General features: G+C 59.0%; 14 protein-coding genes. 11 read left to right on the top strand and 3 right to left on the bottom strand.

Annotated elements, in window-relative coordinates; translation table 11 throughout:
• The first annotated feature begins 87 nt into the window (after nt 1–87).
• Together aguA and QRN46_RS22805 are read left to right on the top strand one after the other, a co-directional pair.
• Complete coding sequence (aguA, locus tag QRN46_RS22810) at nt 88–1,194, top strand: agmatine deiminase (protein WP_285357382.1); 1,107 nt, start codon at nt 88–90, stop codon at nt 1,192–1,194.
• Nucleotides 1,195–1,441: 247 nt separating this feature from the next.
• Entirely contained in the window at nt 1,442–1,654 is a 213-nt protein-coding gene (locus QRN46_RS22805) for a hypothetical protein (RefSeq protein ID WP_007952633.1), read from the top strand.
• Nucleotides 1,655–1,719: 65 nt separating this feature from the next.
• On the opposite strand, the gene QRN46_RS22800 is transcribed toward QRN46_RS22805, so the two are convergent.
• Nucleotides 1,720–3,810 carry a TonB-dependent receptor gene (locus tag QRN46_RS22800; RefSeq protein ID WP_285357380.1) on the bottom strand — a complete coding sequence of 697 codons (2,091 nt, stop codon included), beginning with the start codon at nt 3,808–3,810 and terminating at the stop codon, nt 1,720–1,722.
• A gap of 255 nt (nt 3,811–4,065) precedes the next feature.
• On the opposite strand from QRN46_RS22800, the gene QRN46_RS22795 reads away from it, so the two are divergent.
• The 6 genes from QRN46_RS22795 to QRN46_RS22770 all read left to right on the top strand — a co-directional run bounded on the left by QRN46_RS22795 (nt 4,066) and on the right by QRN46_RS22770 (nt 8,765).
• Nucleotides 4,066–4,734: a DsbA family protein gene (locus QRN46_RS22795; protein WP_285357378.1), complete on the top strand. Its 669-nt coding sequence runs from the start codon at nt 4,066–4,068 to the stop codon at nt 4,732–4,734.
• A 299-nt stretch (nt 4,735–5,033) separates the two neighbouring features.
• The gene (locus QRN46_RS22790; protein ID WP_011331994.1) at nt 5,034–6,320 is read left to right on the top strand and encodes an OprD family porin; all 1,287 of its coding nucleotides are present in this window, start codon (nt 5,034–5,036) and stop codon (nt 6,318–6,320) included.
• A 232-nt stretch (nt 6,321–6,552) separates the two neighbouring features.
• On the top strand, nt 6,553–7,299 hold the full coding sequence (locus QRN46_RS22785) for a 2OG-Fe dioxygenase family protein (protein WP_011331995.1): 747 nt from the start codon (nt 6,553–6,555) through the stop codon (nt 7,297–7,299).
• Nucleotides 7,300–7,378: 79 nt separating this feature from the next.
• Entirely contained in the window at nt 7,379–7,756 is a 378-nt protein-coding gene (locus QRN46_RS22780; RefSeq protein WP_007952618.1) for a GNAT family N-acetyltransferase, read from the top strand.
• Nucleotides 7,753–8,469: an AzlC family ABC transporter permease gene (locus QRN46_RS22775; protein ID WP_011331997.1), complete on the top strand. Its 717-nt coding sequence runs from the start codon at nt 7,753–7,755 to the stop codon at nt 8,467–8,469. Before QRN46_RS22780 ends, QRN46_RS22775 begins: the two co-directional genes overlap by 4 nt.
• Entirely contained in the window at nt 8,448–8,765 is a 318-nt protein-coding gene (locus tag QRN46_RS22770; protein ID WP_041475112.1) for an AzlD domain-containing protein, read from the top strand. Before QRN46_RS22775 ends, QRN46_RS22770 begins: the two co-directional genes overlap by 22 nt.
• On the opposite strand, the gene QRN46_RS22765 is transcribed toward QRN46_RS22770, so the two are convergent.
• Entirely contained in the window at nt 8,682–9,608 is a 927-nt protein-coding gene (locus tag QRN46_RS22765) for a LysR family transcriptional regulator (protein WP_011331998.1), read from the bottom strand. The genes QRN46_RS22770 and QRN46_RS22765 overlap by 84 nt on opposite strands.
• 379 nt (nt 9,609–9,987) lie before the next feature.
• On the opposite strand from QRN46_RS22765, the gene QRN46_RS22760 reads away from it, so the two are divergent.
• From QRN46_RS22760 to QRN46_RS22750, 3 genes are read left to right on the top strand one after another with little or no spacing between them, the layout of a single operon-like run.
• Complete coding sequence (locus QRN46_RS22760; protein ID WP_007952610.1) at nt 9,988–10,206, top strand: tautomerase family protein; 219 nt, start codon at nt 9,988–9,990, stop codon at nt 10,204–10,206.
• Nucleotides 10,203–10,847: a DsbA family oxidoreductase gene (locus QRN46_RS22755; RefSeq protein WP_011331999.1), complete on the top strand. Its 645-nt coding sequence runs from the start codon at nt 10,203–10,205 to the stop codon at nt 10,845–10,847. The genes QRN46_RS22760 and QRN46_RS22755 overlap by 4 nt, the downstream gene beginning before the upstream one ends.
• Nucleotides 10,848–10,880: 33 nt before the next feature.
• Nucleotides 10,881–11,591 carry an SDR family NAD(P)-dependent oxidoreductase gene (locus QRN46_RS22750; protein ID WP_011332000.1) on the top strand — a complete coding sequence of 237 codons (711 nt, stop codon included), beginning with the start codon at nt 10,881–10,883 and terminating at the stop codon, nt 11,589–11,591.
• A gap of 59 nt (nt 11,592–11,650) precedes the next feature.
• Here QRN46_RS22750 and QRN46_RS22745 read toward each other — a convergent pair whose 3' ends face one another.
• The gene (locus QRN46_RS22745; RefSeq protein ID WP_285357370.1) at nt 11,651–11,917 is read right to left on the bottom strand and encodes a DUF3077 domain-containing protein; all 267 of its coding nucleotides are present in this window, start codon (nt 11,915–11,917) and stop codon (nt 11,651–11,653) included.
• Nucleotides 11,918–12,257: the final 340 nt, after the last annotated feature.

The raw sequence follows: 12,257 nt of genomic DNA, 5'->3' as shown, positions 1-12,257 counted from the left end.
TATCGTTTATAAAGTCGCCATAGTCCGTCGTCCAACCCTGTACGGCGCGTTGAACAACCTCGACGGTTCCCTGGAGTCCTGATCGACATGACCACATTGAAAAGCACACCACGCGCCGATGGCTTCTACATGCCGGCCGAATGGGCACCGCAAACCCAGATCTGGATGATCTGGCCCGAGCGTCCGGACAACTGGCGTCTCGGCGGCAAACCGGCGCAGGCCGCCCACGCGGCAGTGGCCAAAGCCATCGCGCGTTTCGAACCGGTCACCGTGGCGGTCTCTGCCGGCCAGTATGAAAACGCCCGCACTCGCCTCGACGTGCCGAATATCCGCGTGGTGGAGATGTCCAGCGATGACGCCTGGGTCCGCGACAGCGGCCCGACTTTCGTGATCAACAACAGCGGCGAAGTGCGCGGTGTGAACTGGGACTTCAACGCCTGGGGCGGTTTTGATGGCGGCCTGTATTCGCCGTGGAACCGTGATTCCCAGGTCGGCGGCAAGATCCTAGAAATCGAGCGCAGCCCGCGCTACCGCACCGAAGGCTTTGTGCTCGAAGGCGGCTCGATTCACGTCGACGGCGAAGGCACCCTGATCACCACCGAAGAATGCCTGCTCAACCGCAATCGCAACCCGCACCTGGGCCGCGAAGAAATCGAAGCGGTGCTCAGCGAAAACCTGTCGGTGGACAAGATCATCTGGCTGCCGGATGGCCTGTTCAACGACGAAACCGACGGCCATGTGGATAACTTCTGCTGCTACGTGCGTCCGGGCGAAGTGCTGCTGGCCTGGACCGACGATCCGCAGGATCCGAACTACCCGCGTTGCCAGGCCGCGATGAAAGTGCTGGAAAGCAGCACTGACGCCAAGGGTCGCCCGTTCACGGTGCACAAGATGCCGATTCCGGGGCCGCTGTTCGCCACCGAAGAAGAGTGCGCGGGCGTGGACCCGGTGGACGGCACTCAGGAGCGCAACCCAAGCGTGCGTCTGGCCGGTTCCTACGTGAACTTCCTGATCGTCAACGGCGGCATCATCGCGCCGAGCTTCGACGATCCGATGGACGCGCCAGCGCGGGAGATCCTGCAGAACCTGTTCCCGCAACACGAAGTGGTGATGGTGCCGGGTCGCGAACTGTTACTGGGCGGCGGCAACATTCACTGCCTTACCCAACAGCAGCCCGCGCCGCACAAAGAGTGAGTGCGGATGTAACAGCTTGAGTTGATTGGGAAATCGACCGGGCGGTCATTTGTTGCCCATGCTTGAAGAGAAACCCGCAGCCCGTCAGGACTGCGGGTTTCTTTATGTCCGCCGGTCGACAATTTCATGACGTTGGCATAGCTCTTGTATCGCTCATGGCGCACTAGGGAGGGGGGGGAGAACTTCAACAGTTCTGTCATAAACCTTGGATAACGTAGCCGCTCACGAACGGGGAGAGAGCGCTGAAATGAACGCCGAAGTGAACGTAATCAGCGAGCGGACATTGCATCCCATGGCTGTAAATAGTGAGTCGCTCCAGATTGTCGCGCACTGGTTGAAATCCAATGGAACGCGTCAGATCAGGGAACCTGATCCGCGCCGGATGATGATCGAGCGTTACCCCGCTGGCCTGTTCAGCGAGGCCGAACTGGAAGCACTCTGGGATGTGATGGAAGGATAAGAAGAACAAACAAGGATTGTAAAAAGCGCTGCCGGGATGGCAGCGCTTTTTTTATGGGCGCGATATCAGAAGCTGTAGGTGCCGGTGACGACCAGGCTGCGCGGTGCACCCGGCTGGATCTGGAACGCGCTGGTGGCCGACGAGTAATACTCGCGGTCGGTGATGTTGTTCAGGGCACCACGCAAATCCCAGTCCTTGTGGCGGTAGCCGACCAGCGCGTCCCACCGGCCATAGCCCGGCAGTACGGTGGTGTTGGCGTTGTCGGCATAACGCTTGCCGACCAGGGTCAGGCCGGTTTCGGCGTACCAGCCCATTTCCGGTTTCCAGGTCAGGAACAGGCTGCCGTTGCGCTTGGCCACGTTGTTCACGCGTTTGCCTTCCAGGCCGTTGTTGTCCTTCTCGATGGTCGCGTCCTGCACGCCGACACCACCGCGCAGGTACCAGTTGCCGACGATCTTGCCGGTACCGGTCAGCTCGATCCCGCGCGAGCGTTGCAGGCCGCTGAGCACGGTCAGGGTCGGGTCGTTCGGATCGGTGGTGCGGCGGTTGTAGAGTTCCAGCTCGTAGATCGCCAGGGTGGTGCTCAGGCGATCGTCGAGCCAGTCGCTCTTGACGCCGATTTCCTTCTGCTTGGTCAGTTCCGGGCTCAGGTCGTTGGTGTTGCCGGCCGCACCCGGGGTGATACCGATCAGGCCGCCACCGACCGGCGAGAAGGTCTTGGTCCACGAAGCGTAGAACGAGTGGTTCTGCAGCGGCGTCCAGACCACGCCGAAACGTGGGCTGGTGCTGTGGCTGTCACGGTCTTCGGAGATGTTGCGCAGCTTGTTGGTCGACTCGATATCAAAAGTGTCGTAGCGCAGACCGGTCAGCAATTGCCATTGATCGTTCAGGCGCAGTTGATCCTGAACGTAGACCGCGCGGCTTTCGACTTCGGTGTGGCTGCTGCTCGACACTTGCATGCGCCCGGTGTGGCGCAGGTCGCGGTTGGGGGTGTACAGATCCAGCGACGGAACGGCGGAACTGCCGCGCCCGGAAGTGGCAGCGTTGTACAGCGTCGGGTCGCGGCGCTGGCTGCCGGTTTCGAGGCCGGTCAGCAGGCGGTGCTCGAGGCCGAAGGTTTCGAATCCGCCTTCCAGCTCAACGTTGTTGAACACGTTGCGGGTGGTCAGGTCCTGTTGCCAGTGCTGGCGGGTTACCTTCTTCGTCGCCGGGGTGTAGCCGGTGAGGTAGGTGTTGTCGAAATCGCTGTCGAGCTTGAACACACCGAGCGTGTGGCGCAGCTGCCAGTTGTCGTTGATTTCATAGCTCAGCTTCGAGCGCAGGGATTGCGTCTTGTCGTCGATGAAATCGTGATCGTTGCCGTAGGTGGTGTCCCGGCCGACGTCGGCAGGGCGCCCACCGACCCCGGGAATGCCGCGATCGGGCGTGCGGTTGTAGCGGCTGTATTCGTATTGCACCAGCCAGTTCAGGTCAGGGGTGAGCTGCCAGCTCATCGACGGTGCGAACAGTTGGCGATTGCCGCTGACGCCGTCGCGGAAGCTGTTCTCGTCCATGTTGCCCATGTTCAGGCGCAGGCTGATGTTGTCGCTCGGGTCGGTGCTGAGGTCGGCGTACAGGCTGCGCAGGTCTTCGCTGCCACCCTGGGTCTCGATGGTCGAGCGACGGCCGAACTCGGGTGCCTTGCTCACGCGGTTGACGATCCCGCCCTGGCTGCCACGGCCATACAGCACAGCGGCCGGGCCCTTGAGCACTTCGACGCGTTCGATATTGTGCAGGTCGCGCTTGTACTGGCTGTCGTCGCGGATGCCGTCCAGATAGAAGTCGTTGCTGGCATCGAAGCCGCGGATGCGCAGGCTGTCGAAGCGCGTGTCGCCGCCGCTGCTGACGTTGGGCATGCCGCTCAAGGCGTCGCCCAGGTCATTGGTACCGTAGTTGGCGAAGTTGGCGGTCTTGACCGAGTCGATCGCCTGCGGCACGTAACGGACAGGGGTTGAGGTACGGGTCGCAGTGTTGCTGACCTTCACGCGCGGGTCGTCGGCCTGCGCTTCGGCACTGATCGAAGTGGCGGGAAGCTCGGTCGCGGAGTAAGCGAAACCGGAGGACAAGAAGGCAGAAAGCCCAAGGGTGACGGGCGTGAGACGGAACGGGGCAGGCATTGAAAAGCGCATCCGAAAGGGTGGAAAAAATCGAGCGCGCGAATGGTAATGCTTTGCATTTGCTTCCGTTAATTATTCCTGAAAGGTTCCGTGGTTTGATTGTGTCAATTCATTTCATGTTTGTGTCGGAGCTGACAACGACTGCATTTGACCGATTGCCGAAACAGACTGAAAGCCATTCCGGCGTTTTTCCGCAACGACCGAGGGACTAATGTGCCGACATTATTTTTCCCACCTTCTTGCCGGAGTTTTCCGATGACCCTTCATTACATCTACGACCCGCTGTGCGGCTGGTGCTATGGCGCCAAACCACTGGTGCAGGCCGCGCAACAAGTGCTGCCGGTAATCGCCCACGCCGGCGGCATGATGACCGGTGCCAACCGCCAGAGCGTTTCGCCGCAACTGCGCAATTACGTGATGCCTCATGACCGGCGCATCGCTGAATACACCGGTCAGCCATTCGGCGAAGCTTATTTCGAAGGTCTTTTGCGTGATCAATCGGCGGTGTTTGATTCGGCACCTCCGATTGCCGCTGTGATGGCAGCGGAAAAAATCGACGGTCGTGGCCTGGAACTGCTTGGCCGTTTGCAGACTGCGCACTATGTGGAAGGGCGGCGAATTGCCGATGAAAGTGTGCTTGTGGAATATGCAGTAGAGCAGGGCTACAACGCCGATATGTTCTTGAATGCCTTGCAGTCCGTCGACACCGAACAACATATAAAGAACAGCCGTGCCCTGTTGGCAAAACTGGGTGGGCAGGGTTTTCCAACTTTTGCGCTGGAACAGGACGGACGATTCACGCTGGTTGATATCGGGCCGTGGCTCGGCAAACCAGAAGCCTTCGCCCAATGGTTGAGCGAGTCGTTTACGCCTGCGCCAGGGACTGAAACCCTGCCGGTCTGTGGCCTCGATGGTTGCGCGTAATCCAGCATCAAAATCCCTGACTGCGGGCAATTCCGTGCACGAAGCCATCGCAAAATTTACTTTTTTTAGACGTTTTTCGCCTATTTAAAGACGATTCTTGAAATTGACACATTGTTGAGGGCGCGGCTACGATTCGGCCCAACGCCTGTGGCTAACCGCCATGACTCAAAATTAGGAGCAGGCCCGCCATGACATTGTCTTGAGCGGGTCTTTTTGTTTCGGGGTGAATAAAAGAGTGCAATAAGCGCCGTTTCAGCCGTTCGACACAGCGCGTTTCAACCCGTAATAAGGAAAACAAAATGTTGAACAAGCGAATCAGTTTGATCGCACTGGGGATGTTGAGTGCCACTTCGGCCATGGCTAACGACCAGGCCGAGTCCAAGGGTTTTGTTGAAGACAGCAGTCTCAAAGTGCTGCTGCGCAATGCCTACATCAATCGTGACTACAAAGATGGCAACCAGGACAAAGCCGAATGGGGCCAAGCGGCCATCGGTACGTTCTCGTCCGGTTTCACTCAAGGCACCGTCGGTGTCGGTGTGGATGCCTTCGGTCTGTACGCGCTGCGTCTGGACGGCGGCAAGGGCCGCAGCGGTGCGGGCGGTATCGACTTCTTCAAGCGCGGTGACAGCGGTAACGCGGCTGACGACCTGTCGAAGGGTGGCGCAGCGGTGAAATTCCGTATTTCCAACACCGTACTGACTTACGGTGACCAGATGCCGGCCCTGCCGGTGCTGAGCTACGACAACGTGCGTCTGCTGCCGGAAAGCTATACCGGTACCCTGATCACTTCCAAAGAGATCAAAGGTCTGCAACTGGATGCCGGTCGTTTCACCGCCGAGTCGCGCAAGAGCGCTGAAGGCCGTGACAGCGGCGGTCTGAAGTCGATCAACGTATTGGGCGGTAGCTACCAGTTCACCGAACAGTTCAAGGCTGCGCTGTACGCTTCCGACGTCGAAGACGTGCTGAAGAAACAATACGTGAACGCCAACTACGTGTTCCCGATCGACAAGGATCAGTCCCTGACCCTGGACTTCAACGGTTACCGCACCAAGCTGGACAACTCCTACGTCCGCGAAAACGGTGTAACCGGCGACGACAACAAGATCTGGAGCCTGGCAGCGACCTTCGCCACCGGCCCGCACTCGTTCACCGTGGCGCACCAGCGCTCCACTGGCGACAGCAACCTGGGTTACGCCTACGGCGGTTATCAGAAAGGTCAGGGTCGCGTGGGTGACGGTGGCAACACCATCTACCTGGCCAACTCCTACTGGTCCGACTTCAACGCTGAAGACGAGCGCAGCTGGCAGTTGGGCTACGGCCTGGACTTCAGCGCATTCGGCGTTCCGGGTCTGAGCTACAACTTCGCGTACGTGCGTGGCGACAACATCACCACGTCCACCAGCGAAGGCGGCACCGAGCGCGAGATCTTCAATCAGTTCAAGTACGTCGTGCAAAGTGGCCCGGCCAAAGACCTGAGCATCAAGCTGCGTAGCTCGATCCTGCGTGTTTCGCAGAAATCCAGCGAATACAACGTCAGCGGCAACGAACTGCGTGTGTTCGTGGATTACCCGATCAACATCTTCTGATGATCGGTTGAACCCGCGAAACGCGACAGAAAAACCCCGACTCGTTCGGGGTTTTTTTTGACGCTTTTTGAAAAAGCAGCATAAAAACCCGTGTTTTTGTCATTTGAAATGCACTTTCAAGCCGTTTCAAATCGCGTTTCAAACAGGGCTTTAAATGCCTGAAATTCTTTCTCATGGACGCAAATTCTCCACCTAATAGATTAGGCCGCTCAATGCAGCGGAGAATTTGGTAATGATCGTTTTAACCAGAGAAGTGGGCGAATCGCTACGGCGCGACAAGTACGCCAATGTGCAGGGTGCTGACTTCAATCTCTACGGTCATTTCGCCGACTTCGTCAGACTGACCAAAAGTTGGGAAAACATGGAGCCTGACAGTTACTACGGTCAGGCCGAAGCCGGCATGCGTTACCGTCGTTACAGCGACTTTGAGTACAACCCCAAGACTCGCGAACTGAAGCAACTGGAACATCGCGCGTACGTGCAGTCCAAGGCCAACAACAGCTATGTGGGCGGGGTGGTGCGGCACTTCCAGGACTTCTCGGACGAAGTCATCAGCTCGCCGGTGATGCGCAGCCTGATCGACACCGATTTCGAAGTGTACAAAAGCGTGTTGCCGGAAGAGCTGCACGATGAAATCTGGCAGTGCCAGATCCATCAGATCCGCATCGAGATCAAGCCCGGCAAACAACTGGAAATCACTCCGGAAGGGATTCACTGCGACGGTTACCCGTTCAGCGGCGTGCACTTCTGGGGGCGCAATAACGTCGAGGGCGCGGAGAGTCGTCTGTACGACATCCACGAGCAGCAACTGGCGTCGACCACTTACCAGGAAATCCTCGACACCACCTACTTCCTCGACCGTGACATGCGTCACTACGTGACACCGGCACGCAACACTCACTCTCACGCCATGGCGTACCGGCAGATCCTGGCGATTTCCTTCTCGCGGCCCGGGACCGCTTTCGACATTGTTCGCTAATCAGATCACCCCAATCGACGGCGTCGAGTGCTCGACGCCGGTGGTGCTGCGGCGTGCGACGGCCAAGGACGCGCAGCGCATGGAGCGCTTCTTCCGCCAGTTCGACGAGGTGTCGTTCTGTGAATGGCAGGATGCCAAATGCCTGCGCGGCGTGCTGATCCAGAAAACCACCACGGCGTATCTTGCTTTCGATGTCGAAGGCGAAATCGTCGGCGCGGTGCTGGGCGGCATGCTCGGCAGTCGTGGCACGATCAACCATCTGGCGGTCAGCCTGCGCTATCGCAGCCAGGGCGTGGGCCAGCGGCTGGTGGAAGCGGCGTCGGCCGACATGAAACGGGTCGGAGTGCTGCGGATGTTCCTGTTCGTCGATGATGCTAACCTCGCGGGCAAGCGTTTCTGGACGGCCCAGGGTTTTTGCGAACCTCACGGCGAGCGGACATTTGAGAGGGACCTATGAATGAAACATCCGGCAGTGCGCCGCTGATGGTCGACCGTCAGCCGTCGCGCACCTTTGCCGAAGCCAGCCCGGTGGTGGCCGGTTACTTCACCGTGTCGTTCGTGTTCGGGCTGATGGCCGTCAACGCCGGGCTGCCGTTGTGGCTGCCGGTGGCGATGTGTCTGTTCGTGTATGCCGGGGCTTCGCAATTTGCGGCGCTGGCGCTGATCAGCAGTGGGGCGTCGCTGACCACCATCGTGCTGACCACGTTTCTGATCAACGCGCGGCACATGCTGATGTCGGTCTACATGGCGAAAGCCCTGCGGGCGCTGGGCCTGAGTCGCATGGAACGCTGGTGTTACGCCGGCGGCCTGACCGATGAATCGTTCGCCTTCCACAGCGTCAAACTGGGCACCGGGGCGCCGGTGAACGTCCGTTATCTGATTGGCTTCAACCTGTTCTGCCACACCTCGTGGGTGATCGGCGGATTGCTCGGCGCCCTGTGCGCGCAGTACGCCTCGCACTTGATCAAATACCAGCTCGATTACGCGCTGACCGCGATGATGCTCTACGTCCTGGTCTCACTGTGCAACACCCGCAACAAACTCATCGCCGCCTTGGCCGCAGTGGTCTGCATGGGCGCACTGAGCCTGGTGGGCAGCTCGCCATTCAACGTTTTCATCGCCACGTTTGTGGGCTGCGGAGTGGGTGTATGCCTGACCAAACGTTCCTGATTCTGGTGGTCGCGCTGATGATGGCCGTGACCTTTTTGCCACGGGCCCTGCCGTTGCAGGTCAACACCGAACACTGGCCGCCCTTCGTCGCCCGCGCGCTGGAATACCTGCCGGTGGCGATCGTCGCTGCGATCAGCCTGACACCCTTGTTGATCAAGGATCAGCACATACAGCTCGATCGCCCGGAATTTTATGCCGCGATTCCGACGCTGTTATGTGCGTATTTCAGCAAAAACCTCTTTCTCAGTGTGGCGGTTGGGACGGCTGCGTACATTGCGCTCGGCTCGCTCATGTAGCGGCAGATCGACCACGTCGTTCAACGCCTGACCGGACAGATCCGGGTTGTTCACCGCCAGGCGCACTTCGAGGAAATCCTCGAACCCGGGGAAAATCGTCAGGCCATTTTTCTGCGCCGCCTCGCGGGAGACCATGCCGACGGCGTCCATCTGCGTGATGAGCGACAGGGTCAGCGTTTCGCTGCAGGAGTAGATCGTCCGCTGGCTGTTCTCGTGATTACCCAGCCCGGCGTCGAGAAAACGCAAAAAGCTGTGGGAATACGGACAGTCTTCTGCGGGACGCACCTGAAATTTGTTGCCAAGCAAGGTCAGCGGATCGTTCTCCTGACCACAGTGCGCGCCGACCACCTGCACCTGCACTTCCGGCAGGACAATGCTCGGCAGACCCGGACGCTGCGGACCGATCAGCACCGCAAGGTCGAAGTCCTCGTTCTTCAGCTTGCTGAGGTTTTCCATCGACTCGGCGTAGCTGAATTCCATCTGGTAATCGGGAAACACCTCGATCAGGCGTCCGATCAATCGCCGGTTGAAGTCCGGCGCCAGCGTGGTGTTCAACGCCACTTTCAACGTGCGCTGTCCCGGCACCTTCAAGGCTTCGACTTTCTCTTCCATCTGCCGTGTGGCAATCAGCACTCTGTCCATATAAGGCGTCAGCTCGGTGCCTTGCGGCGTCAGCGTCAGCCCCTTGTTGGATCGTCTAAACAAGCGGAAACCGAACTGCTCTTCGACCTTGTTCAGCTGTGCGGCCAAGGCCTGCACAGTCAGGCACGAATGCTCGGCTGCGGCCGACAACGAGCCGGTCTGCACGATGCGCATGAGGTTGCGTAAGGTTCTGCTATCCATGGGTAATGCCCTCTGAAGTGGGCTGGGTATTGTTGTGTACGTGACAGCCGGAACGGCGCCATTTGCCGGCTATATTCCTGTACCTGAGCATAGTTGTCGCGCAATTAGTAGCGAATCGATGTCCCCGCCGATGGCTGGAGGCTGACACAGGATCGGGGTTTTTGGTGACGTGGGGGTGATTGGGGTCAAAAAAAGTGCACGGTTTGGGTGCGTCTGCGGGTTTTTCCAAAGGAATTTTGGCGCGATTTTTACAGGCTATTCATTACACTACCTCACAAATGAAGTACCCCACCCCTACTTTTTCCCCTCCCGGCACACGCCTAAATTGAGCTCCAACACCTGACCATCATCCCGAGGGCAGGTCACTGGAGTAGTCGTCATGCCATTTGTCAGCGTACGCATCACCCGCGACGGCGTTACCCGTGAGCAGAAAGCTCAGGTGATCGCCGAAATCACTGAAACCCTGGAACGCGTCCTCAACAAACGCCCGGACCTGACCCACATCGTGATCGAAGAAGTCGACACCGATAACTGGGGCTACGCCGGCATCACTACCACCGAGTACCGCCGACAGCTGGCGGAACGGGGTCAGTCATGACCCCGACCGTGACCATCGATTTCGTCTCCGACGTGGTGTGCCCCTGGTGCGCACTCGGGGCGACAGCGCTGGAGCAGGCGATCGGCAATCTGGCCGGCGAGATTTCGGTGGAGCTGACCTACAAGCCCTTCGAACTCAACCCGGACATGCCCGCCGAAGGTGAACCGGCCGTGCAGCACCTGATGCGCAAATACGGCCGCACCGCCGAAGACGTCGCCGCCGGCAAGAAGATGCAGATCGAACGCGGCAAGGCCATCGGTTTCGAGTTCGACCTGGAGAAACGCACGCACTTTCACAACACCTTCGACGCCCATCGATTGCTGATGTGGGCAGCGCAGGAAGGGCGGCAGGTCGCGCTGAAAAAGATCCTGCTGCGCGCTTACTTCCGCGACGGCGACAACCCCAACGATCATCCGACGCTGATCCGTCTGGCGACCAAAGCGGGGCTGGATGCGGCGAGGGCCCGCAAGGTGCTGGCCAACGATGAATTCGCCAGCGAAGTGCGGCAACTGCAGGCGTTCTACCGGCAGCACGGGATCAACTCGGTGCCCGCGCTGATCCTGAACGGCAAGCACCTGGTTTCCGGTTCGCAATCGGTCGAGTACTACGAACAAATGCTGAAACAACTGGCTGCGGCCTGATTCAACACCTACTTATTGATTGAGGATTTCATCATGAGCAACTCGAAAAAAACCGTCGTTATCACTGGAGCCTCTCAAGGTCTGGGCGAAGGCATGGTCAAGGCCTTCCGTGAACTGGGCTACAACATCGTCGCCACCTCGCGCTCGATCAAGCCGTCGAACGACCCGCAGATCCTGACCATCGCCGGCGACATCGGCGACCCGGCCACCGCTCAACGGGTGATCAGCGAAGGCGTGGCACGCTTCGGCCGCATCGACACCCTGGTCAACAACGCCGGCATCTTCGTCGCCAAACCGTTCACCGCCTACACCCCGGAAGACTACGCGGCGGTGCTGTCGGTCAACCTCAACGGCTTCTTCTACATCACCCAACTGGCCATCGCCGAGATGGAAAAACAGGGCAAGGGCCACGTGGTCAACATCACCACCAGCCTGGTCGACCACGCCATCGACGGCGTGCCTTCGGTCCTCGCTTCCCTGACCAAGGGCGGCCTCAACGCCGCCACCAAATCCTTGGCCATCGAATACGCCAAACGCGGAATACGGGTGAACGCGGTATCGCCGGGCATCATCAAAACGCCGATGCATGGCGAAGAAACCCATGAGGCACTGGGCGCGCTGCATCCGGTTGGACACATGGGCGAAATCGACGATATTGCGCAGGCGGTGGTGTACCTCGATAACGCGAACTTTGTGACTGGCGAGATTCTGCATGTGGATGGCGGGCAGAGCGCTGGGCACTGATTGATTCGGTAACACAAAGCCCTTGCAGCGATGCGAGGGCTTTTTTTGTGGGCGACGATTTATGGGCTTGGACTCAAGACTTTGACCGCGTCATCGACCAGTGCCTTGCTCAATTCCTGCAAATATTGCGAGGCACAGGCGTGGAGTTCCGGATCGTTGGCGGCGGAAGTATCTGATGTGAGCAATTTGGAAATGTGGAGCAGATGGGAGGCGTGGGAGAGGGCGGTGACGACCGGGACGCCGGGGTTGGTGCGGAAGAGTGCGTGATTGGAGTGGAAGAAAAAATGGGTGAGGCCGAGGGTTTTCAGATCGTGGAGGTTGGTCATGGCTTCACCTACCGTTGGCTGGTTGGTGGAAAGGGCAGACTTTGGACGGATCGATGCTAATCATTTGTGAAACTCCCTGTATCAAATGAGGGCTGCCAATTCGTTATCAGGCGAATGGGTGGCAGCTATGCGCAGGCTGATAAACCGGAGATACAGGAACCCGGCAGACCCGAAGGTCTCCCACGCACAGCCGCCATTACACGGAATTGCAGGCATGAAAAAGCGCCGACAAACGTGGGTTGGGGCGCTGGTGCGCCTGTATCTTACGCGGGTTATCAGGCCCGGTCGCTGAATTGGCAGCGACGGGTTTGACGGTAGCGTGGAGGGGGATTGAGCGCAA

The organism is Pseudomonas sp. lyk4-R2A-10, assembly GCF_030209075.1.
Classification (GTDB): Bacteria; Pseudomonadota; Gammaproteobacteria; order Pseudomonadales; family Pseudomonadaceae; genus Aquipseudomonas; species Aquipseudomonas glycinae.
This window is presented reverse-complemented; position numbering and strand designations above follow the sequence as displayed.

Coding starts and splice junctions, on each gene's coding strand:
- aguA (WP_285357382.1), top strand. CDS start 88: ATGACCACATTGAAAAGCACACCACGCGCCGATGGCTTCTACATGCCG.
- QRN46_RS22805 (WP_007952633.1), top strand. CDS start 1,442: ATGAACGCCGAAGTGAACGTAATCAGCGAGCGGACATTGCATCCCATG.
- QRN46_RS22800 (WP_285357380.1), bottom strand. CDS start 3,810: ATGCCTGCCCCGTTCCGTCTCACGCCCGTCACCCTTGGGCTTTCTGCC.
- QRN46_RS22795 (WP_285357378.1), top strand. CDS start 4,066: ATGACCCTTCATTACATCTACGACCCGCTGTGCGGCTGGTGCTATGGC.
- QRN46_RS22790 (WP_011331994.1), top strand. CDS start 5,034: ATGTTGAACAAGCGAATCAGTTTGATCGCACTGGGGATGTTGAGTGCC.
- QRN46_RS22785 (WP_011331995.1), top strand. CDS start 6,553: ATGATCGTTTTAACCAGAGAAGTGGGCGAATCGCTACGGCGCGACAAG.
- QRN46_RS22780 (WP_007952618.1), top strand. CDS start 7,379: ATGGAGCGCTTCTTCCGCCAGTTCGACGAGGTGTCGTTCTGTGAATGG.
- QRN46_RS22775 (WP_011331997.1), top strand. CDS start 7,753: ATGAATGAAACATCCGGCAGTGCGCCGCTGATGGTCGACCGTCAGCCG.
- QRN46_RS22770 (WP_041475112.1), top strand. CDS start 8,448: ATGCCTGACCAAACGTTCCTGATTCTGGTGGTCGCGCTGATGATGGCC.
- QRN46_RS22765 (WP_011331998.1), bottom strand. CDS start 9,608: ATGGATAGCAGAACCTTACGCAACCTCATGCGCATCGTGCAGACCGGC.
- QRN46_RS22760 (WP_007952610.1), top strand. CDS start 9,988: ATGCCATTTGTCAGCGTACGCATCACCCGCGACGGCGTTACCCGTGAG.
- QRN46_RS22755 (WP_011331999.1), top strand. CDS start 10,203: ATGACCCCGACCGTGACCATCGATTTCGTCTCCGACGTGGTGTGCCCC.
- QRN46_RS22750 (WP_011332000.1), top strand. CDS start 10,881: ATGAGCAACTCGAAAAAAACCGTCGTTATCACTGGAGCCTCTCAAGGT.
- QRN46_RS22745 (WP_285357370.1), bottom strand. CDS start 11,917: ATGACCAACCTCCACGATCTGAAAACCCTCGGCCTCACCCATTTTTTC.